The organism is Micromonospora sp. WMMD987 (genome assembly GCF_029581435.1).
GTDB classification, from domain to species: Bacteria; Actinomycetota; Actinomycetes; order Mycobacteriales; family Micromonosporaceae; genus Micromonospora; species Micromonospora rifamycinica.
On the sequence record NZ_CP120861.1, the window covers coordinates 4,088,355 to 4,109,959 of the forward strand.

The following is a 21,605-nucleotide window of genomic DNA, read 5'->3' on the forward strand; positions in this document are numbered from 1 at the left end:
CCACGGCCACCGCCGGTCACCGGTGCCGACGGCGTTCCGGCACCGGTCTGGCGTGGGTACCCGCGCCGACCGGCTTCGGTGCCCGTCGGGATATTCCCGGGAACCGTGGGGGCGGCCGCTCCGACTATCTCATCGGGCGACGCCGGCGCCACGCACACCGATCCACCCCCGCGGGCACGGGGCGACCAGCAGGTCCATCTCGACTATTCCGATCGGATGAGTATGTCTGTCACTGAGTTGTCCGGCCCGCCGAGGCCGGAACCCGCGCCACCCGCCGACCCGCCCACCCGACCGGCCCGTGGCGGTTCCCCGTTCGGCGCGCTGCTGCTGCGGCTGCACTTCTACGCGGGGGTGCTGGTCGCGCCCTTCCTGCTGGTCGCCGCGTTGACCGGGTTGGCCTACACGGTGGCCCCGCAGGTGGACGGGGTGCTCTACGGCGACCGGTTGACGGTCACCGAGGTGGGTGAGCGGCCGCTACCGGTGGCCGACCAGGTCGGGGCGGCGCGCAACGCCCACCCCGAGGGCAGCGTCACCTCGGTGCAGCCCGGTACGGGCGACCGGACCACGCGGGTGGTGTTCTCGGCACCGGAGTACGGGGAGAAGCAGCACACCGTGTACGTCGACCCGTACACGGCACGGGTGCAGGGGCAGTTGACCACCTGGTTCGGCTCCACGCCGGCCACCACCTGGCTGGACGACCTGCACCGCAACCTGCACCTGGGGGTGGTGGGCCGGCACTACTCGGAGCTGGCCGCGAGCTGGTTGTGGGTCGTCGCGCTGGGCGGGGTCGTGCTGTGGTGGCGTCGCCGCCGCGCCTCCCGGGCCACCGTCCGGCATCTGCTCGTGCCGGACCTGTCCGCCGCCCGGGGCGTCCGCCGGACCCGGGGCTGGCACGCCACCCTCGGGGTGTGGCTCACCGTCGGTCTGCTGTTCCTCTCGGCGACCGGGTTGACCTGGTCCCGGTACGCCGGGGCGAACTTCGGTGCCGGCCTCGACTCGCTCGACGCCCGCGCCCCGCAGCTCGCCACCGCCCTCACCGCCACGCCGGGCAACCCGACCGACACCGGCGGCGGCCATCACGGCATGTCCACAGGGGGCGCAGTGGTCGAGTCGGCCGCCTTCGACCGGGTGCTGACCGCCGCCCGGACGGCCGGGCTGGCCGGCCCGGTCGAGATCGCCCCGGCCACCGAGCCGGGCTCGGCCTGGACGGTCACCCAGGTCGACAACACCTGGCCGGTCGCGAAGGACCGGGTCGCCGTCGACCCCGCCACGGGCACGGTCACCGCCCGCAGCGACTTCGCCGACTGGCCGCTGCTGGCCCAGCTCAGCGGCCTCGGCATCCAGGCCCACATGGGTGTCCTCTTCGGCCCGGTCAACCAGGTCCTGCTCGCCGCGCTGGCCCTCGGGCTGCTCTGCGTCATCGTCTGGGGCTACCGCATGTGGTGGCAACGTCGACCCACCCGCAGCGACCGGCGCGCTCTCGCCGGCACCCCACCGGCCCGGGGCGGCGTCCGTGGCCTACCGCGCCGGGTCCTGCTCGTCGGCGTGCCGGTGACGGCAGCGGTCGGCTGGGCGCTGCCCCTGTTCGGGATCACCCTGCTCGCCTTCCTCGTCGTCGACACCGTCCTGGGCGCGGTCTCCCGACGACGCCGTCCGGCCACCGCACCGGCACCCGCCGGCCGGTGACCCATACCCGCGTCCGGCCACCGCACCGGCACCCGCCGGCCGGTCACCCATACCCGCGTCCGGCCGCCCCGCGACGGGCCGCCGGACGCGGGCGGTCGACCCACCGCGTCGCCGGATCCCGACCGGTCGGCTCACCTTCGACGCGGTGACGATTGACCAGTCGGGGGTCGCGCCGTTACGGTCGATCCACTATCTGCGGCGTCGCGAGGTAAGCCGGTGAGATTCCGGCGCGGTCGCGCCACTGTGAGCGGTCCCGTCGTCGACGGGTCCGCGAGCCAGGACGCTCGGTCGTCCGCAGCCTTGCGATGGGGACGCGTCATCCCCGGGAAGGTTCGTGTCCCATGTCGAGTTCCACTCCCGCCCAGCCGTTGGTGCACCCGGTCGGCTCCGCCCGCCTGTGGGGGGCGGCCCTGCTCGTCGTCGGCGTCCTCCTCCTGCTCACCTACCTGGTCGCCTTCGACCAGGGCGCGGTTTCGCGCAGCGGCATGTACCTGCACGAACTCATGCACGACGGCCGGCACCTGCTCGGTGTCCCGTGCCACTGAACACCACCGACCATCCCCCCACGTTCGTCACCGTCCTGCTCCGCGGTCTGCTCGCCGGTCTCGTCGCCGGCCTGCTCGCCGGGGCGTTCGGCTTTCTCGTCGGTGAACCGCGCATCGAGGCGGCCATCGCGATCGAGGAGTCGGCCGCTCACACCGGGCCGGTGGCCGACGACCACCACGCGGACGACCTGGTCGGTCGGGACGGGCAGCGGGCCGGCCTGTTCCTGGCCACCGGGCTGTTCGGAGCCGCGATGGGCGGCCTGTTGGCGACCGGGTACGTGCTGCTGCGCCGTCGCCTGCGGACCACGGACGACGGCCGGTCGGTGCTGCTGCTCGCCGGCGGCGCCCTGCTCGGCGCGGTGCTCGTGCCGTTCCTGAAGTACCCGGCCAACCCCCCGGCGGTCGGCGACCCGGACACCATCGACCAACGCACCGTCGCCTACCTGGCGCTGGTGGTCCTCGGTCTGGTGGCGGTCTGGGCGGGCACCCTCGGCTACCGGTCGGTGCGCGCCGACGCACCGCTGTGGCAACGGCTCGGTGCCGGCACCGGCGGGTTCCTCCTGGTCACCGTCGTCGGCTACGTCGTCCTGCCGTCGTTCCAGGAGGTTCCGGACGACTTCCCGGCGACCCTGCTGTGGAACTTCCGGTTGGCCTCCCTCGGCACCCAGGTGGTGCTCTGGGCCGCGATCGGCCTGCTGTTCAGCGCCCTGATGAGTCGGGGCGGACGGCGCGGTGACCGCCGGGGCGAGCCGGCGATCGGTCAGGGAACACCGGCTCACCCGTGAGCGCGACCAGCCTGCGGCTGGTCGCCCACGCGCACACCGGCGCCCTACGGCGGGCGGTGTTCGGCGCGGGTGACGACGACCTGGACGAGGGCGGCCGGCAGGCCGCCCTCGCCCTCGTCGGCCCCGACCGGCGCACCCCCCTGGGCAGGGTGGACCTCTGTCTGACCAGCCCGGCGACGGCGGCGGTGCAGACCGCGTACGCCATCGGGCTGCTCCCCACCGTCGAGGCCGCGTTGGCGGACGGCGACTACGCCGCCTGGGCCGGGCGGAGCCTGGCGGACGTGGGGGCGCGGGAGCCCGAGGCGTTGCGGCAGTGGTTCGAGGACCCCGAGGCGGCACCGCACGGCGGAGAGTCCCTCGCCGCCCTGCGCGACCGTGTCGGGGGCTGGCTCGACGATCGGCTCGCCCCGGGTGTGCGGACCGTCGCGGTGACCCATCCGATGGTGGTCCGGGTGGCGGTCGTGCACGCGCTGCGGCTTCCGACGGCCGCGCTGATCCGGCTGGACGTCGCCCCGCTGGCGGTGGTGCGGCTCAGTCGGCACGGCTCCCGGTGGCAGCTCCAGTTCACCGCGCCGCAGGTCGGACCGGATTCGCAGCGCCGCCCGCCAGGGTGATCACCGGGGCCGCCGACCGGCCAGGGTGATCACCACCGGACCCGGTGCGACGCCGGGTAGGGTCGCGACCGTGACAGGTGACCCGCTGCGGCTTCCGGTCGATGATCCGCTGGCGGTCGCGGTGACCGGGGCGATCCGCGGCGGTGACCTCACCACGCTGCGGCGGCTGCTCACCACGCACCCGGGACTGGCCACCGCGCGCCTCGTCGACCACGCCGGTGGAGCCTGCGGCCCCGTGTCCCGCACCCTGCTGCACGTCGTCACCGACTGGCCCGGCCGGGTTCCGCACGGTGCCGCCGCCGTGGCCATCCTGAACGCCGCCGGTGCCGACGTCGACGCCCGGTTCGCCGGGCCGCACCGGGAGACCCCACTGCACTGGGCCGCCAGCTGCGACGACGTGGACGTCGTCGACGCGCTGCTGGACGCCGGTGCCGACATCGAGGCACCCGGGGGTGTGATCGCCGGTGGCACCCCGCTCGCCGACGCGCGGGCCTTCGCCCAGTGGCGGGCCGCGTACCGGCTAGTCGTCCGGGGTGCCCGCACCACCCTCACCGACGCGGCCACGCTCGGCCTGCTCGACCGGGTGGAACGGACCTTCGGCGGCGGCACCCCACCGGCGGCGGACGAGATCGACGTGGCGTTCTGGGGCGCCTGCCACGGTGGCCGGCGGTCCTGCGCCGGATATCTGTGGGACCGGGGCGCCCGGCTCAACCGGGTGGCGCCGTGGGAGCACCGCACCGCCCTGGACGCGGCCGTCCGGCGCGGTGCCACCGAGCTGGTCGTCTGGTTGCGGGCGCGGGGCGCCGTCACCGCCGCCGAGCTGGACCGCCGCACGCCCGGCTGACCTTCCCGGCCGGTACGCCGGCCGACTCGACCCGCCGGCCGGCCCACCCCCCTGGCCGGTCGCCGGCCGGGTCGCCGCGCGGGCCGTCGGCCGCACACCCCCGCGACGCCGGTGGCGCGCGACGGGGCGGCCCGCGCGGGCCGGGCGGTCATTCTCCCGCCGGCAGGTTCTCCTTGGCCTCGTCGTAGCCGACCGCGGCGGGCGTCTCGACGGGCGCGTAGACGACCCGGATCACCCCGGTCGGGAACACCTCCGCCGTGGTCACCCGCAGGTGGTACGGCGCGTCACCGTCGTCGAACAGCTTGCGGCCCTTCCGTGCCGCCACCGGGTGCACCAGCAACCGCAGCTCGTCGACCAGCCCGGCGGCGAGCAGCTGCTGCACGACGGAGATCGACCCGGGGATGAGGACACCACCGATGCCGGTGTCGTTCCTGAGCGCGGCGACGACCTCGAGGAGATCGCCGTCGAGCAGCTCGGAGTTGCGCCAGGGCAACTCCCGGGACTGCCGCGAGACGACCACCTTACGCAGGTCACCGAGCTGCTTGGCGAAGGGCGCGTCGTCGCCACCCGCCGCCTCCCGGTCGGGCCACGCTCCGGCGAAGCTGTCGTAGGTCTCCCGGCCGAGGAGGAGCACGTCGGCGTCGTCGTAGTCCTCGCTGACGGCCCGGCCCATGTTGTCGTCGAAGTACGGGAAGTGCCAGTCCGGGTCGATCTCGGCCACGCCGTCGGCCGAGGTGAAAAGCGTGGAGATGACCTTTGCCATCGGAAAGGTCCCTTCGAGTCGGGTGAGGTCGCTTGCTGGACCGTCACAGCATCCCAAAACTGCCGGCCGGGCCGGCCGTCGGGCGGCACCGCGTGTCGCCGCGCAGGGTGTCGCCCCGGTGCGCGCGGCGGTGGCGTCGGGTCGGGGCCGAGCCGTCCGGGCACCCCGCGACCGGGCCACCGACACCGGCGGACGCGCCCGTCGCCCGGTTCCGCCCACGGCGACACCGGCGGTGCCGAAAAGACCGAGGGGCAGCGGTGAAACCGGGCGGCCGTGCCGGACGTCCTGAGGGGTGAGTCGGGCAACGACGTCGGCACCGGACCGGTGCGACGACGGACCTGCCGACCACGTCCCCAGGTGGAGGAGTGGACAATGTCGATGAAACGATGGCTCGCGGGTGCCGGGTTGCTGGCCCTGACCGGAGCACTGGCGGCCTGCGCGGTGGACACCCCGCCCGGGGCCGGAGCCGGCGCACCGCCGGCGGGCCAGGACACGACGGGCGTGACGGACAGCGTCCCGGTGGGGTTGTCCGCCACGCCACCGAAGACGAGCAGCGCCCCGAGAGGGTTGTCGGGCAACCGTCAGTACACGATCGTCCGGGTCGGCGCGTTCGAGAGCGGCCTGTCGCTGACCGACTCCGGGCGGCTGGCCGAGGTCGACGACGACCAGGGCCGGCAGCTCTTCGTGCCGACCCCGGTGGCCGGACGGAAGTACCTCATCAAGGCGTACTCCCGGGCCAGTGTCGGCCCGCTCTGCTGGCGGGTGCATAATCCGGGCGACACCCGGCCGCTGGAGGTCCGGGCCGCCACCTGCCAGGCCGACGATCCCCGCCAGCAGTTCGAGATCTTCGCCGCGACCAGCACCACACCGTCCTACCTGATCAGCAACGCCGGGGCGTTCCTTCGGGACTCCGCACGCTCCGGCCTCATCCTCGAGGAGCTGGGTGACGCCCCGCCGACCAGCAGCTTCCGGTTCAACGACAACGGACCTGCGCCCGCGAACCGCTGACGGCAGGCCGGTCGGACCGGACGGGAGCGCCGTACCGTCCGATCCGACCGGGCCGACGCGGGGTGCGGCGGACCCCGGGCCGGGCGCGGCGGCGACCGGGCGGGTGGAGAGCTTGATCGATGCGTGACGCCGAGGAGTTCGACGCCTTCTACGCCTCGTCGGCCCAGCGGGTGCTGGGGCAGCTGTACGCGATGCTCGGCAGCCGGTCCGAGGCCGAGGACGCGGTGGCCGAGGCGTACGCCCGCGCCTGGGGCCGGTGGTCGACCGTGCGGGAGTGCGACAGCCCGGAGGCGTGGGTCCGCAAGGTCGCCTACCGGGTGGCGGTGAGCGCGTGGCGCAAGGCGGTGAACCGGGTCACGGCGCACCGGCGGGAGGCGACCGGGCAGCAGGTGGAACCGGTCTCCGTCGACCACGTGGTGCTGGTCGACGCGTTACGGCACATCCCCTCCGAGCAGCGCCGGGCCGTCGTGCTGCACCATCTGGTCGGCCTCAGCGTGGCCGAGATCGCCGCGGAGACCCGGGCGAACCCGAACACCGTCAAGACCCGGTTGGCCCGGGGCCGCCAGGCCCTGGCCAGGTACCTGAGCGACGACGGACACCAGACGACGGCCGGGAGGAGCCATGGGGCCTGACGACATGCTCGACGAGGCCCTGCGCGGGCTGGCCCGACAGGCCGGACAGACCGGTCGGCTCGCCACCGTCGCCGAGGTCCGTCGACGCGGCGACAGCCGGCGTCGGCGTCGGCACATCGCGACCGCCGCGCTGGGGATCGCCGTGCTGGGGGCGGTGGGGGCCGGTGCCACCGTGGTCCACCTCGCCGCAGGGCCGCGCACCACCCTGCCCGCCGGTCCGGGCGGTACGACGGCGGATCCGACCACGGGGGCCACCTCGTCCACCGACCCGGCCCCGAGCACCCCGGTCACCGGGGAACCGACGTCCGGGTCGCCCAGTGCCACCCCCAGTGCCACGCCCAGCGCCACCCCCAGCGGGTCGCAGAGTTCGGCGTCCGCCGACCCGCTACGGCTCGGACAGCGCCGGTACGTCCTCCTGCGGCCCGACGCGACGGAGTCCGTGGTGTCCCTGCTCGACGACGGCAGTCTCGGCGAGGTCGACGGCGACGAGGGGCGTAGCCTGTTCGTGTTCGTGCCCCAGGGGGCCGGCACCTATCTGGTCCGCACCGCCGAACCGGACGCCGAGGGTGACCGGGACTGCTGGCAGGTCCGGTCGGCGGGCTCCGATCCGCTCACCGTCGTGGCGGCCGCCTGCTCACCGGACGAACCGCGGCAGTTGTTCTCGATCGTGGTGCAGGGCTCGGACGGCGGCAAGCGGACCTACGCCCTCAGCAACAACTCCGCGTACCTCCGGTACTCCGCCCAGCGCGGTCTGATCCTGGAGGAACTCGGCGACGCCCCGCTGGAGACGGTGTTCCGGTTCGTGGACAACGGGCCCGCGCCCGAGCAGTGACGGTCCCGGCCGCTCACCGTCGGGGCAGCGTGGCCACCCAGCGGTCCAGGTCCGCCGGGGAGCGGAACAGCAGCACCGGTGGCCCGGACGGGTCGGCCTGCCAGGCCCGCATCCGTCGCCGGGCCCGGGCGAACGCGCCGACGTGCCACACCAGGATCGAGTCCCGGGACAGCACGCTGCCCAGTGACTCGCGGTTGCCGTTGCAGATCTCCTCCCCCGTCACCAGCCGGCGCACGGTACGGCGCAGCAGCCGACCGAACGAGCGCCAGCGCGGGTAGTCCAGGCCGACGACCAGGTCGGCCCGGGCCAGCGGCACGTCCCGCCACCCGTGGTAGGCCCCGTCGAGGATCCAGCGTTCCTCCCGGCAGATCTGCGTGATCCGGCCGCGCTGCTGGTCGACCGGCACCTCCACCCAGCCGGGTCGCCACAGCAGGTCGTCGACCGGGTACCAGGGCAGCCGCAGCCGGTCGGCCAGCACCGCCGCCAGCGTGGACTTGCCCGCGCCGTACACCCCGTAGACCAGGATGCGGGACGGTGCGCTCATGCCGGGAGCCTACGCAGCCGGCCCGGGAACCGCCCGCCGTGACGACGCCGCCCGGGTCGGGACATCGATGCCCCTTGTAGGAATCTCCCGCCGTCCATTAGTTTGTTTAACATCCAGACCAACTAACCTGCCCCAACCGGCGAATCCGCCACCGACCCTTCTCGAAGGGGGACCTGTGACACCCCATGAACCCGGCTCGACAGCCTCGCGCCGACACTTCCTCGGCCTGGTCGGCCTCGGCACGGCCGCCATCGCCGGCGGCCCCCTGCTCGCCGGGTGCTCCGAGAAGCCGGCCGGCTCCGGCGCCGCGCAGAACCTGGACTCCTACGCCGACCTGCTGCCGACGCGCAAGGACCTCGCGCAGAGCATCAAGCCCGACATCATCGGCACCCGCCCGGTGCCCGACGGCTACACGAAGTACCCCACCTCGCTGGTCGACGCGATCACCGAACGGCCGGGCACCAGCGGCAAGGAGATCACCGCGATGACCCCGGCGTGGGGTCCGGCCCCGCCCGGGGTCGCCCAGAGCGCCTACCTCCAGGCGGTGAACGCCGAGCTGGGCACCCCGGTCAACTTCACCATCCAGGACGGCAACACCTACGCCGACAAGCTCAACGCGATGCTCGGCGCCCGGGACATCCCGGAGCTGCTCTGCGTGCCGGGTTGGGAGGTGGACAAGATCCCGCGCTTCTCCGAGGCGATCAAGGTGCTCTTCGAGGACCTCACCGACCACCTCAAGGGCGACGCGGCCGACGCGTACCCGATGCTGGCCTCGTTCCCGACCGGCGCCTGGCGCAACTCGCTGTGGAACGAGCGGCTGATGGCCGTGCCCAACCCGACCGACGGGCCGTTCCCCTGGGCGTTGTTCACCCGCAAGGACCTGCTCGACGCGCGTGGGCTGGCGGTGCCGGCGTCGCTCGACGACCTGCTCAGCGTGGCCAAGCAGGTCACCGACCCGACCAAGAAGGTGTGGGCGTTCGACAACGTCTTCGACATGATCCAGATGTACCACAAGGTGCCGGCCTCCAAGCAGGGCTGGCGACTGAAGGCCGACGGGACACCGGAGTTCAAGTACGAGACCCCGGAGTACCGGCAGGCCCTGGAGGTGATGGCCAAGATCTACAAGGACGGTCTGGTCCACCCCGAGATCATCGCCAGCAAGGGCGCGGACAGCGCCCAACTGTTCGCCAAGAACGGCGCGATCGTCTTCACCCGCAACGGCGTGGGCTTCTGGCAGGGCTCCCAGGCCGAGCACCAGAAGGTCAACCCCAAGCTGAACATCCAGCCGGTGCCGGTCTTCTCCGCCACCGGCGGCGACCCCCTGGTCTGGGGTGACGACGAGCCGATCTCGTTCACCTTCGTCAAGAAGGGGGTCGGCAAGGAGCGGGTCGAGGAACTGCTGCGGATCATGAACTGGTGCTCCGCGCCGCTGGGCACGCAGGAGGCGCAGCTGCGTGACTACGGGGTGGCGGGCAAGCACCACACCAGCACCCCGAACGGGCCGGTCAAGACCGACCTGGCCTTCAAGGAGATCGCCAACCAGTACTTCTTCATCAGCGGGCGCAACCCCACCATCGGCCCGTACCCGGAGACCCCGAACTACGTGCCGGACCTGCTGAACTACTCCAACGCCATGGTGAAGTACCTGGAGAAGGACCCCTGGGACGGGGTGAAGCTGGAGATGCCGGCCGCGTACAAGGCCAACCAGGTGCCCACCGAGGACAAGTTCACCGACCTCCTGCGCGGCCGCCGGCCGCTCTCCGACGTCGATGCCATCGTGCGGGAGTGGAAGGCCAGCGGGGGCGAGGAAGCGCGGGAGCTGCTCGCCAAGTCGCTGCCCAAGGCCGGGCGATGACCACTCGCGACACCACCGTCGTGGCCGGGTCCGACCGGACCCGGCCCGACGGGCCCACCCGGGCGCGACACCGCCTCCGCCCGGCACGCGCGCGCCGGGTGCCGCTGCGCACCCGGCTGCGGCGGGACTGGCAGCTGCTGGCCATGGTCACGCCGGGCTTCCTCATCCTGCTGGTCTTCAGCTACCTGCCGATCGTGGGCAACGTCATCGCCTTCCAGGACTACAACCCCTACCTGGGCGACAACCCGTTGCAGGCGTTCGCGCGCAGCAACTGGATCGGCTTCGGGCAGTTCCAGCTGCTGTTCGAGGACTCGGCCTTCTGGGAGGCGTTGCGCAACACCCTGGCGATCACCGCGTTCCAACTGGTGTTCTTCTTCCCGCTGCCGATCTTCCTGGCGATCATGCTGCACAACCTGCTGTCCAGCCGGTGGCGCGGCTTCGTGCAGACCGTCGTCTACCTGCCGCACTTCTTCAGCTGGGTGCTGGTGGTCAGCTTCTTCGTCGCCATGTTCGGCGGTGCCGGCCTGCTCGCGCAGACCATGCGCGACGCCGGGATGCAGCCGTGGAACGTGATGACCAACCCGGACACCTTCATCATCCTGGTCACCGCCGAGGCGGTCTGGAAGGACGTCGGCTGGGGGACCATCGTCTTCCTCGCCGCGTTGTCGACCATCGACACCAGTCTCTACGAGGCGGCGGCGGCCGACGGCGCCGGCCGGTGGCGGCGGCTGTGGCACATCACCCTGCCCGGCCTGCGCCCGGTGATCGTGCTGCTGCTCATCCTGCGGCTGGGCGACGCGCTCTCGGTCGGCTTCGAACAGTTCCTGCTGCAACGGGACGCGGTGGGCCGGCAGGCCGCCGAGGTGCTCGACACCTTCGTCTACCACTTCTCCATCGCCACCGGGAACTACGGCTACGGCGCGGCGGCCGGCCTGTTCAAGGCCGCGATCGGGCTCGGCCTGATCCTGGCCGCCAACCGGGTAGCGCACCTGCTCGGCGAACGGGGGATCTACTCGAAATGACCGAGACCGTCGCACTGCGGGCACGCACCGGACGCGACCGGAGACCGGTGTGGGAGGAACCGCCGACCCGGATCGGGCAGGGGCTCAAGGCCGCCTTCCTGAGCCTGCTCGTGCTCAGCGTGCTCTTCCCGCTCTGGGTGATCCTGGTGACCAGCCTGTCCTCCCGGGAGACCCTCGCCGAGACCGGCGGCCTCGTCGTCATCCCCCGGGGCATCGACACCGCGGCCTACGAGACGATCTTCGCCGGTGGGGCGGTCACCCGGGCGCTGTGGATCAGCACGCTGGTCACCGTCATCGGCAGCGCGCTGGCGCTGACCGTCACCGTCCTCGCCGCGTACGGGCTGTCCCAGCCGCGGTCGGTGGGCTACCGCTGGCTGCTGGTCTACTTCCTGGTCCCGTTCCTGGTCTACCCGCCGCTGGTGCCCAAGTACCTGGTGGTGACCGGGCTGGGCCTCAAGGACACCATCTGGGCGCTGATCCTGCCCCCGGCGATCAGCGTCTTCAACCTGGTGGTGGTGCGGGGCTTCTTCCAGGGCATCCCGCAGGAGCTGCTGGACAGCGCCCGGGTCGACGGGGCCAGCCACTTCCGTACCCTGGTCCGGATCGTGCTGCCGCTGTCCCGGGCGGTCGTCGCCGTGGTCGGGCTGTTCTACGCGGTGAGCTACTGGAACGTCTGGTTCGACGCGCTGCTGTTCATCGACCGCAACGACATGTACCCGATCCAGCGGGTCCTGCAGAGCTACCTGCTGGCCGGCCAGGCCCCGCACACCTCCGGCGGCAACACCGGCGTCACCATGCCACCGACCGAGGCGATCAAGATGGCGGTGGTGGTGCTCACCGTGGCCCCGATCGTCGCGGTCTACCCGTTCATCCAACGACACTTCATCAAGGGCGTCCTGATCGGCGCCGTCAAGGGCTGACCGTCGCGGCGGGCCGGGGCGGCGGCGGGGAAACGGCAGCCGGGGCGGCGCGGACGGCGGCCCGCGTGCGAGAGTGAGCGGTCGTGAGCACCCTTGCCGTACGCGGGCTGACCCGCCGGTTCGGCGCGCTGGTCGTCCTCGACGACGTGCGCTTCCAGATCGACGCGGGTCAGATAGCCGTCGTCGTGGGGCCCAACGGCTCCGGCAAGACCACCCTGCTGCGCTGCGTCGTCGGGGCGGACCGGCCGGACGAGGGCGAGGTGCGGCTGGACGGCTGGCGCTGCGACGAGACCGACCCCCGGATCCGGGCGGCGGTCGCCGCCGCCCTCGACGACATCGACTTCTTTCCCGACCTGTCCGTCGTGGAACACCTCGAACTACTCGCCTACGCCCACGGGGGAACCGCCGAGCCCGTCGCGGAGGTGCTGGCCGAGCTGGGTCTCGAACCGGCCCGCGACCAGCTTCCGGCGACGCTGTCCAGCGGGCAGCGCCGCCGCCTCGCCCTCGCCTCCTGCTTCGTACGCCCCCGCCGGCTGCTCGTCCTCGACGAGCCGGAGCAGCGCCTCGACGTGCGGGGCCGGGCCTGGCTGGCGCAGCGGCTGCTGCGGGAGAAGGCGGCCGGCACGGCGGTGCTGATGGCGTCGCACGACACCGACCTGATCGACACGGTCGCCGACCGGCGGATCGAGATCGGCGGCTGAGGTGACGGCGACCGGGACCTTCCCGCCAGCGGTGGTCGCGCCCACGCCCCGGCAACTGCGTAGCCGGCTGCGACGGGCCCGCCGCCGGCACCATCCCGGCTCGCTCGGCGAGGTGCTCACCGACGCCTACGTGGTGGTCCTGTTCGTCGCCCTGTACGGCTGGTTCGCGGTCGCCGCGATCCGCGACCACCTGGCGGCCCCGCAGGTCACCGGCACCGACCCGGGCGACCGGTACTGGATCGCCGTGGCCGCCGCGACGGCGGGGGCCGGGCTCGTCTGGTGGGGCCTGCGGCTGACCGGGCCGCTGCTGGTCACCCCGGCGGCCCAGGCCTGGCTGGTCAGCTCCCCGGTGGACCGCGGGGCGTGGCTGCTCCCCCGGTTCGGCGGCCTGGTCGGCGGGGGCGCCGTCGGTGTCGGCCTGCTGGCGGTGACCGCCGCGTACGCCGGTGGCCGCGACCGCCCCGCCGACCTGGGCTGGGCGGCGCTGGCCGGCCTCACCTGCGGGGCCACCGCGACCGCATGGGCCGTCATCGCCCAGGGCACGGCCCCCACGCCCCGCTGGGCGGGACGGCTCGGCGTCGGCCTGTCCGCCGCCGGGGCGACGATCGCGGTGCTGGTGGTGCTCGGGCACGCCACCGGGTGGTCCCTTCCGCAGCCGCCGGTGCCGCTCACCCCCGTCGTCGTCCAGGTGCTGCTGCCGGTCGCGCTGGGGTCGACCGTCACCGCGTACCGGCGGCTGCCCCGGGTGGACCGGGCGGCGCTGACCACGGGGGCGCAGTTCGCCAACGCCGCCGCCACCGCCGCCGTGCTGCTGGACCCGTCGCTGCTCGCCGCGCTGGTGGAGAGCCGCCGGTGGCGCGCGGTCGGCCTGGTACGCGGCCGGCCCCTGCGGGCCGGCGGCCGGTTCGTGGTGCTGCTCCAGGCGGAGGTACGCCGGTTGTCGCGCCGTCGGGGTGCCCTCGTCGGCTGGGCCGGGGCACTGCTGGCCATGTACGCCGTCGCGGTGGCGCTGCCGTCGGTCGCGGGTCCGGCGCACCTGGTCCTGGCGTACCTGGCGACCGGTCGGCTCACCGGCGGGCTGCGCGCGGTGAGCCGGTCGGCGGGCCTGCGGCGGTCCCTCGGCGGCACCGACACCCTGCTGCGGCTGACGCACCTCGTCGTGCCGGGTGTCGGCGCCACCGTGTGGTACCTGGCCACCCTGCCGGCGCTGCGGCCGGTGCCCGTCCCGCTCGACGCGGTGCTGCTGCTCGGGGTCGTGACGGCCGCCTTCCGGGCCGGCACCCGCCCACCCATGCGGTACGGCGGGGCGATGGTCAGCACCCCGTTCGCGATGGTGCCGGTCGACCTGGTCCGTCAGGTGCTACGCGGCCCGGACCTGGTCGCCGTGCTGGTCGTCGTCCACCTGCTCACGGGGTGACGGCGGCGGCCGGGCGCTCAGCGGGCCGGCAGGCAGACCTTCCCGGTGAACGCCGGGTCAGGTTGCCGGTTGCCCGCCCAGGCCGGGTTCGCCGCGATCAGCAGCGGCGGCGCCTGCCAGGCGGCGGCGAAGCTCTGCATCAGCGGGTACTCGGCCCGGGTGTGGGCGATCGGCTTGCCGAGCAGGAAGTCGATCAACCGGTCCTGGAGCAGCCTGCGGTCCAGCAGGCCACCGTGCACGCCGGGGATCTGGTACACCGGGATCCTGGTGTACTCCCCCGGTGGCGCCTCGGTGGCGGTCGCGGTGGGCAGGAAGGCGACCATCCGGACCCCCGGCACGGGACACATCAGCCGGTTGCGGTAGAACGGCGCGTCGTCGAGCAGCGACCGGATGAACGGCTCGTCCGGGCCGCCGCCGACGTCGGCGAGCCCGAAGATGGCCCGCAGTTGCCAGCCGGTGACCACCCCCCACCCCTCGTCGTGGTGCGGGGGCGGGTAGTAGGCCCGACCGGCGTAGATCAACGGGCTGAACATGACGAGGATGTCGACCGCCGGGTCACGCCGCCGCTCGAGATAGGTGCGGGCCACCATCGCCCCCTCGCTCTCCCCGATCAGGGCCACCCGCCGCCCGGTGCGCCGGTGCAGCAGCTCCACCTGCCGGGTGAGCAGCGCCACACTGTCCGCCATCGACCGGGTGGTGTCCACCGACCGGTACGCCAGCGGCCTGCCGTCGGCGTCGAGGCCCCGGTAGGAGAAGCGCTGCACCCGGGGGTCGGACGGCTGCTCACCGCCGTAGTCCGAGCCGTAGCCGGTGAGCACGATCACCGCGTGGGTGACCGCGGCGGGCAGGGGGCGTTCCAGCACCGCCGCCCTGATCCACTGCTCGTTGCCCGGGACCAGCTCGGTCACCGGCGGGATGACCAGCGGCACGGCGACGGCCAGCAGCGCCGCCAGCGGGGTCACCGGCACCCGGGCCCAGCGCAGCCGCGAGGGCCGCAGCGCCGCCCGGACGGTCCGGTTCCACAGCAGCCCGTTGAGCGCCCCGGCCACCCCGGCCACCGGCACCGTCCACCAGCCGGGCACCACCCAGCACAGCGCGCCGGCCACCGTCAGCACCACGAAGTTCAGCAGCGACCAGCCGACCAGCGAGACCGACGGCAACCCCCGCCACCAGTGCTCCACCACGGCCACCCGTTGCAGGAACGGCGCGAGCAGGAACATCGGCAGCAGCGACGCCAGCAGCACCCAGGACAGGGCGACCACCGACGCCGCCACCGAGATCGCCGCCCAGGGCGCGACGAACCCGCCGACCAGCACACCGAGCACGACGTTGCGGCGCAGCAGCCAGCCCAGTGACGGGCGGGGCACCCCGACCGGCCAGGCCAGCAGCACCAGGCCGGTGGTGAACAGGCCCCGGGCGACCAGCACGTAGGTCAGCCAGAGCGCGAACTCCCACCACGACCGGTGGTAGACGTAGAGCCACCGCAGGTCGTGGTAGGTGTCGTACGGCCACAGGGCGGTGAGCTGCGGGGGGACGCCCTGGGCGGCCCGGAATCCGAGGGCGACCAGCACGGTGGCCTCGACCATCGGCACCAGGCCGGTCACCAGCAGCAGCCCGACGAACCTTCGATTCAAGACCACCCCGTTCCGCCGCACCGTGCGCGATCGCGTCCCTCGCAGGCTCCACCGGAACGACGGCCGGCGTCGGCGAAACCGGCACATTGCCCCGGTTCGACCGACGGCGGTGCGTTCGGCGAGGACGCGACCGCGCCACCCCGGCCCACCCGGGCGGCGCGGCGGACGGCGGCCGGTCCGGGGTGCCCGGACCGGCCGCCGTCGCGGCTCACTGGACCAGGCAGACACCCCCGTTGAACTGGAACGCGGCCGGGCGCGGGTTGCTCGCGCCGGAGGTGCCCTGGACGCCGAAGCTGACCGTGCCGCTCTGCGGCACGCTGCCGTTCCAGGCGGCGTTACGGGCGGTGACCGCGGAACCGGACTGGGTGACCTGCGCGTTCCACGCGTTGGTGATCCGCTGGTCGGCCGCGAAGGACCAGGTCAGCGTCCAACTGGTGACCGGGAAGCCCAGATTGGTGATCGACACCTCGGCGGTGAACCCGCCGTTCCACTGGTTGGGCTGCCAGACGACCCGGCACGAGACCGGCGGCGGGGTGCCCGGAGGCGTCGTGGTCGGGGGCGGCGTCGTGGGTGGCGGCGTCGTGGGTGGCGGCGTCGTGGGTGGCGGGGTGGTCGGGGGCGGGGTGGTCGGTGGGGGCGTCGTCGGGGGCGGGGTGGCGTCCCGCGGCGGGAAGCGCAGGATCCGGTCGTCGGTCGCCGCCGGGGAACCCCGCCCGTCCCGGTTGCTGGTGGTGACCCAGAGCCAGCCGTCCGGCCCGTACTCGACGGTCCGCAGGCGGCCGTACGCCCCGGTCAGCTCGGCGGTCGGCGTGCCGACCCCGCCGGTGCCGGTGAGCGGCACGTTCCACAGCCGGGTGCCCCGCAGGGCCGCGACGAAGAGCCGGTTGCCGGCGATCGCCGCGCCGCTCGGGGAGGCCTCCGCGGTCGACCACACCACCAGCGGATCCCGGAACCGGGGGTCGTTGCCCCGGCCCTCGACCGTGGGCCAGCCGTAGTTGCCGCCGGCCACGATGAGGTTGACCTCGTCCCAGGTGTTCTGCCCGAACTCGGCGGCGTGCAGCCGCCCCTGGGCGTCCCAGGCCAGACCCTGCACGTTGCGGTGCCCGAGGCTGTAGACCAGGGAGCCGGCCGTCGGGTTGTCCGCCGGCACCGACCCGTCCGGCCGCATCCGGAGGATCTTGCCGTTGCGGCTCTGCGGGTTCTGCGCGTTGGCCGTCTGCCCCGCGTCACCGACGCCGGCGTAGAGCATCCCGTCCGGCCCGAAGGCGATCCGGCCGCCGTTGTGGGTGCTGGCGCGGGCCAGCCCGGTGAGGACCGGCTCCTGGTTCTGTGGCGCGCTGAGCCGGAACCGGACGATCCGGTTGTCCGTGGAGGTGGTGAGGTAGACGTAGACGTACCCGTCCTGGGCGTACCCGGGAGAGACCGCCAGGCCGAGCAGCCCGCCCTCGCCGGTGGCGTTCACGCCGGCGATCTGGGCCACCTGCTCGGGCGTCTGACCGGGACGGACCCGCAGCACCTGGCCCGAGTTGCGCAACGCCGTCAGGGCGCTGCCGTCGGGCAGGAAGTCCATCCCCCAGGGGACCGTCAGACCACTGGCCACCACCTGCGGACGGGTGAAGTCGAAGTCGCCCACGGCCAGGGCGGCGACCCCCGGCGGCGGTGCGGCCGGCGCGGCCCCGGCGAGCGTCGCGGTGCCGACGCCGGCCACGGCGAGACCCGCCACGACCGTCGCCGCCACCATCGGACGGAGTCTCACGTCGGGCACCTCCAGCTCATTGAACGATTTTCGTCAATATAGCTGGTACCGGCCCACCCGCCACCGGGACCGGCCCGCCGGGCCGGTCGTCACGCGGCGGGACGGCGCGACGCCCCCTCCGGTACGCCGGCCAGGCCGGCGTACCGGCCACGGTGGTACAGCAGCGGCGACCCGGCCCCGGGGTGCCGGATCAGCTCCGGCTCGGCCAGCACGATCGCATGGTCCCCGACGGTCACCCGCTCGACCACCCGGCAGAGCAGCCAGGCCAGGGTGTCATCGAGGATCGGCACCCCCTCCGGCCCGACCCGCCACCGGGTCGGTGCGGCGAACCGGTCGATGCCGCTGGTCGCGAAGGTACGGGCCAGCTCCTGCTGGTGGCCGGCGAGCAGGTGCACCGCGACGTGCCGGGTCCGGGCCACCGTGGACCAGCTCGACGCGCCGAGGTCCAGGCAGAACGAGACGATCGGCGGGGCCAGCGACACCGAGGTGAACGAGGTGGCGGTGAAGCCGACCGCCGGGGCGCCGGGCGCGGTGATCACCGTGACGGTGCTGGCCTGGTGCCGCAGCACCGTACGCAACGTGTCCGCGTCGGCCTCGACCGGCGGTGGGAGAGGAGCGGGCGCGGTCATCTCACGGGCCTCCTGCGGGCGGATCGGACGGCACGGCCGTTCAGACGGTGGTGGGGGGTCCGGGACAGCGGTGCGCGGCGACCCGCATCAGGTCGACGACCGGCAGGAGGTGGAACGCCTGACGAGCAGCATGGATGGATTTTCCTATCCCCGGGATAGGACTTCAAGCCCCGTGCCGACGCCGGTGCCGGTACGCCGCCGCGCGACCGCCGGCCCCCGGCCGTCCGCCGCACCGGCCCGGCCGTCGGCGACGACGCGGCGGCACCCCGCACCCGACCCACCCGTACCCCTGCCACCTGCGGCGACGACCCACCGGCCGGCAACGGGTCACCGCCGCAGGGTGAGGGTGACCGTACCGGTGGCCGCCCCGGACGGGTCCACCACGACGGTGTAGACACCGCTGTCCGGCAGGACCGTCGCCGCGATGCCACCGACGCCGTTGACCACACAGCCGGACCCGAGCACCGCACCTCCGGCGTCGCGCAGCTCCACCGGGGAGCACTGGTCGGGCAGGGTGGCGTCGGTGGCCGCCACGGTCACCGACGTGCCGGCCGTACCGGTGAACCGGTAGCTCCGGACGACGCCCGGCCGGTCGACGTCCGCGACGACCGGCGGGCCGTCGACGGTGATCGCGTCGACCCGGTCGCGGGTGACGAACAGCCGTAGCGCGACGGTGCCGACCGTGCGGTCCACCGGATCCACCAGCACCGTGTACGTGCCGTCCACGGGCAGGACCGTGCCGTCGACGTCACCGCTGCCGTTGACGACACAGCCGCCGCCCAGCCGTGTTCCCTGCGGACCGAGCAGTTCCAGCGGGGAGCACTGGTCCGGCAGGGTGCTCTCCGGCACCTCGACGAAGACCCGCTGACCGGCGACGCCGGTGAACCGGTACCGGGCCCGACCGCCCGGATCGACGATCGCCGCGGAGACCGCCGGGGCGTCCGGACGCAGCGTGCCGGTGACGTCGCGGACCCTGTAGACCCGCACGGCCGCCCGCCCGGTGCCACCGGCGGAGGCGTCGACCACCACCGTGTACGTGCCGTCGCCGGTGAGGTCGGTGCGGTCGATGTGACCACGGCCGGCGATCTGGCAGCCGCTGGCCACCTCCGTGCCGGTCGGGTCGAGCAGCCGGTACGGGGAACACCCGTCGGCCAGGCCCGGCGCGGTGACGTCGACGAACACGGCGTCACCGGCCCGCCCGGGGAAGGCCAATGGCCCGCCGCCCGGAGTCAGCGCTCCGGTGGCGACCGGGGTCGCGGCGATCGGCGCGGCGGCCGGTGGGGCGACCCGCTCGGTGCCGACGCCGCTGACCGCGAACTCGGGGCGGCCGGTCACGCCGACGTCGAGGACGCACTCGGCGAGCTGCCAGGGGTCGGTGACGCCGGCCCACCGGCACACCTGCTCGGCCTGTGCCCGCCGCGACGGATCCAGGTCGTCCACGCTCACCGCCTTCGCCGGGAAGTCCCGGTCGGTGAACGACCCGGTGTCCCGGCCGTCGGCGTAGGAGAACAGCGAGGTGTCCCGGGTGACCCGCCAACCGTCCGCGTACGACGGGTAGAGCTTCCCGAACGGCACCGGTTGGGCCAGCGGGGCACCGGCGGGGGTGGCGACGTCGTCGGCCGGGTCGCCGTCGAAGTCGCCGAGCAGCCCGCGCACCTTCCCGGCCCGGCCCGGGGCGAGCTTCGCCAGCACCCGGTAGCCGTACGGGCCGATCTGGTCGACGGCGACGGCGGAACCGTCGGGCCAGCCCAGGTCGTAGCCGTCGGCCGCACCGGTGTCGGAACCCCGGCGGGTGAGCGTGCCACCGCCGGGCAGTCGCGTGCGCCCCGGGGACGGCACCCGGACGGCGTCGTCGACGCGTACCTCGGTAGCGCCGTCGACCAGGGTGAGGGCCACCCGGTGCGCGCCGATCCGCACGGCGACCGCCGTGTTGACCGACACCGTCCGCGAGTCCCCCATCGGGCCCTGCCGGACCTGGACCGCGAGCGGCTCCCCCGCCGTCGCGTCGACCAGCACGAACTCGCCGACGGCCTGGAAGTCGTAGTAGTGCCGGTCGAAGGTCACCAGGTGCGGGTCGCCGTTGCTGCCGCCGCAGTCCGCCCCGTCCTCGCAGAGCTTGACCGGCCCCTTCGGCGGTGGGGTCTTCTTCGCGGGTTTCCTGCACTCGTCGAAGCTCTTCGGCAGGGCCTTGCCGTCGTACTCGATGCGCGGCGGCAGGCCCTTGGCCGCCCGGTACCTGTTCTCCGCCAGGGTCGCCTTGACCTCGGCCGCCTTGATCCCGGTGCCCCCGCAGTCCCCCTTCGGCACCGTGTCGCGGGAGATGTCGTCGGAGTGGTTCAGCTCGTGGTACAGCGCCGCGCAGGGATCCCGGGCCACACCGTCGCCGTACGGCTCGACCGAGGTCGGGTTCCAGGCCACCGTCGACGAGCCCTTGCCGTCCTTGCTGTCCGGGGTCTCGAAGGAGCCCGACGCGCCGGGGGTGGGGACGATCCGCACCCGGGGTGTCCCGGCGTCCCTGAGCCGGGGCAGGATGCCCGCCGGGTCGCCGCCGGCCGCCGCGAACCCCTGGAGGCAGCCGGCGACCGCGGCCGGGAAGTCGACGCCGCTGACCGGTACCCCGGAGGTGGGGTCCACCTGGTAGTCCGCCCGGGCCGGTCGGCCGGTGCCACCCACGACCGTCCCGACGCCGACGAGCACCAGGGCCACCGTCACGGCGGCCGGGCGGCGGCGACCGCGCCGCAGCAGCACCGCCGACGCGCCGACGACCAGCACCAGCACCCCACCGCCGAGCAGCCAGCGCCACCAGCGCTGAGCAGCCGGGGTGCCGTCACCGACGGTGAAGCTGACGGTCCGCAGCGCCGTCGCCCCCGTGCAGGTGTCGTCGAGCCCGGTCACCGGCAGTGCCGTGTAGGCCGCCGTCACCTCGTAGCGTCCGGGTGCCCCGACCGGCCAGCGGGTGTCCAGCCCACCGCCGTCCGGGGTCGCCGCCACCGACCGCAGCACCACGGCACCGGCGTCGGCACCGTCCTGCGTCCGGACGCTGACCAGCGACACGGTCGCCGTGCCCCCGGGCTCCACGGTCGCCGGGCCGGCGGTGGCGGCGGCCGCGATGCCGTCGCCGTAGAAGCTGCGGCCCAGGGCCGGGACCAGGTCCTGCCCGTCCCGGCGGACCGAGGTCACCCGCACCGTGCCGTCGGCCACCGTGGCCAGCGCGCAGGTCGCGCCGGTGGCGTTGGTGACCGCGAGGGTCAGCCGGATCGGCTCGCCCGGCAGGTACCGGGGCGCGACCGTCCGCAGCTCCAGCCCGAGACCCGCACCGGCCGGCCCGGCGTGGGCCGGGGCCGGGGCCGACCCCGACGCCAGCGCCGCCACGAGGACGACGAGCCCGCCGCCGAGTCGCACGATCACCGTCATGGCC

General features: G+C 74.0%; 19 protein-coding genes and 1 riboswitch. Of the genes, 13 read left to right on the forward strand and 6 right to left on the reverse strand.

The annotated features are described in order from the left end of the window. Positions 1–216 precede the first annotated feature (216 nt). From O7612_RS17250 to O7612_RS17270, 5 genes are all read left to right on the forward strand, one after another. Positions 217–1,686 carry a PepSY domain-containing protein gene (locus tag O7612_RS17250; protein WP_348774234.1) on the forward strand — a complete coding sequence of 490 codons (1,470 nt, stop codon included), beginning with the start codon at positions 217–219 and terminating at the stop codon, positions 1,684–1,686. Between the two features lie 212 nt (positions 1,687–1,898). Next, a riboswitch (cobalamin riboswitch) is annotated at positions 1,899–1,967 on the forward strand. 60 nt (positions 1,968–2,027) lie between these two features. Then, a complete protein-coding gene (locus O7612_RS17255; RefSeq protein WP_282265534.1) occupies positions 2,028–2,231 on the forward strand; it encodes a CbtB-domain containing protein in 204 nt (67 codons plus the stop codon). After that, entirely contained in the window at positions 2,222–3,016 is a 795-nt protein-coding gene (locus O7612_RS17260) for a CbtA family protein (protein ID WP_282265537.1), read from the forward strand. The genes O7612_RS17255 and O7612_RS17260 overlap by 10 nt, the downstream gene beginning before the upstream one ends. Then, positions 3,013–3,630: a histidine phosphatase family protein gene (locus tag O7612_RS17265; RefSeq protein WP_282265539.1), complete on the forward strand. Its 618-nt coding sequence runs from the start codon at positions 3,013–3,015 to the stop codon at positions 3,628–3,630. Before O7612_RS17260 ends, O7612_RS17265 begins: the two co-directional genes overlap by 4 nt. A gap of 70 nt (positions 3,631–3,700) precedes the next feature. Continuing rightward, positions 3,701–4,474, forward strand: coding sequence for an ankyrin repeat domain-containing protein (locus O7612_RS17270; protein WP_282265541.1), 774 nt, complete (start codon positions 3,701–3,703; stop codon positions 4,472–4,474). Between the two features lie 148 nt (positions 4,475–4,622). Here the strand turns inward: O7612_RS17270 and O7612_RS17275 are convergent, their stop codons facing one another. Then, positions 4,623–5,237, reverse strand: a complete 615-nt coding sequence (locus O7612_RS17275; RefSeq protein WP_282265543.1) for a dihydrofolate reductase family protein — start codon at positions 5,235–5,237, stop codon at positions 4,623–4,625. A 372-nt stretch (positions 5,238–5,609) separates the two neighbouring features. Here O7612_RS17275 and O7612_RS17280 point away from each other — a divergent pair, with 372 nt between their 5' ends. From O7612_RS17280 to O7612_RS17290, 3 genes are all read left to right on the forward strand, one after another. Next, positions 5,610–6,245: a hypothetical protein gene (locus O7612_RS17280; RefSeq protein WP_282265545.1), complete on the forward strand. Its 636-nt coding sequence runs from the start codon at positions 5,610–5,612 to the stop codon at positions 6,243–6,245. 119 nt (positions 6,246–6,364) lie between these two features. Further along, positions 6,365–6,877 (forward strand): sigma-70 family RNA polymerase sigma factor, encoded by a 513-nt coding sequence (locus O7612_RS17285; protein WP_282265547.1) that lies wholly within the window; start codon positions 6,365–6,367, stop codon positions 6,875–6,877. Continuing rightward, positions 6,867–7,709 (forward strand): hypothetical protein, encoded by an 843-nt coding sequence (locus O7612_RS17290; protein WP_282265548.1) that lies wholly within the window; start codon positions 6,867–6,869, stop codon positions 7,707–7,709. The genes O7612_RS17285 and O7612_RS17290 overlap by 11 nt, the downstream gene beginning before the upstream one ends. Positions 7,710–7,722: 13 nt before the next feature. Here the strand turns inward: O7612_RS17290 and O7612_RS17295 are convergent, their stop codons facing one another. Then, complete coding sequence (locus O7612_RS17295; protein ID WP_282265550.1) at positions 7,723–8,253, reverse strand: adenylate kinase; 531 nt, start codon at positions 8,251–8,253, stop codon at positions 7,723–7,725. A 175-nt stretch (positions 8,254–8,428) separates the two neighbouring features. On the opposite strand from O7612_RS17295, the gene O7612_RS17300 reads away from it, so the two are divergent. The 5 genes from O7612_RS17300 to O7612_RS17320 all read left to right on the forward strand — a co-directional run bounded on the left by O7612_RS17300 (position 8,429) and on the right by O7612_RS17320 (position 14,168). Next, complete coding sequence (locus O7612_RS17300; RefSeq protein WP_282265551.1) at positions 8,429–10,108, forward strand: extracellular solute-binding protein; 1,680 nt, start codon at positions 8,429–8,431, stop codon at positions 10,106–10,108. After that, a complete protein-coding gene (locus tag O7612_RS17305; protein WP_282265553.1) occupies positions 10,105–11,130 on the forward strand; it encodes an ABC transporter permease subunit in 1,026 nt (341 codons plus the stop codon). The genes O7612_RS17300 and O7612_RS17305 overlap by 4 nt, the downstream gene beginning before the upstream one ends. Further along, positions 11,127–12,050, forward strand: coding sequence for a carbohydrate ABC transporter permease (locus O7612_RS17310; RefSeq protein ID WP_282265555.1), 924 nt, complete (start codon positions 11,127–11,129; stop codon positions 12,048–12,050). Before O7612_RS17305 ends, O7612_RS17310 begins: the two co-directional genes overlap by 4 nt. Positions 12,051–12,133: 83 nt before the next feature. Next, the gene (locus O7612_RS17315; RefSeq protein ID WP_282265557.1) at positions 12,134–12,751 is read left to right on the forward strand and encodes an ABC transporter ATP-binding protein; all 618 of its coding nucleotides are present in this window, start codon (positions 12,134–12,136) and stop codon (positions 12,749–12,751) included. Between the two features lies 1 nt (position 12,752). Next, positions 12,753–14,168 (forward strand): DUF6297 family protein, encoded by a 1,416-nt coding sequence (locus tag O7612_RS17320; protein ID WP_282265559.1) that lies wholly within the window; start codon positions 12,753–12,755, stop codon positions 14,166–14,168. Between the two features lie 17 nt (positions 14,169–14,185). Here the strand turns inward: O7612_RS17320 and O7612_RS17325 are convergent, their stop codons facing one another. The 4 genes from O7612_RS17325 to O7612_RS17340 form a co-directional block, all read right to left on the reverse strand. Continuing rightward, on the reverse strand, positions 14,186–15,889 hold the full coding sequence (locus O7612_RS17325) for a hypothetical protein (protein ID WP_282265561.1): 1,704 nt from the start codon (positions 15,887–15,889) through the stop codon (positions 14,186–14,188). A 121-nt stretch (positions 15,890–16,010) separates the two neighbouring features. Next, positions 16,011–17,558: a PQQ-dependent sugar dehydrogenase gene (locus tag O7612_RS17330; RefSeq protein WP_282265563.1), complete on the reverse strand. Its 1,548-nt coding sequence runs from the start codon at positions 17,556–17,558 to the stop codon at positions 16,011–16,013. 89 nt (positions 17,559–17,647) lie between these two features. Continuing rightward, positions 17,648–18,187, reverse strand: a complete 540-nt coding sequence (locus O7612_RS17335; protein ID WP_282265565.1) for a flavin reductase family protein — start codon at positions 18,185–18,187, stop codon at positions 17,648–17,650. A 327-nt stretch (positions 18,188–18,514) separates the two neighbouring features. Beyond that, complete coding sequence (locus O7612_RS17340; protein WP_282265567.1) at positions 18,515–21,601, reverse strand: VWD domain-containing protein; 3,087 nt, start codon at positions 21,599–21,601, stop codon at positions 18,515–18,517. Positions 21,602–21,605: the final 4 nt, after the last annotated feature.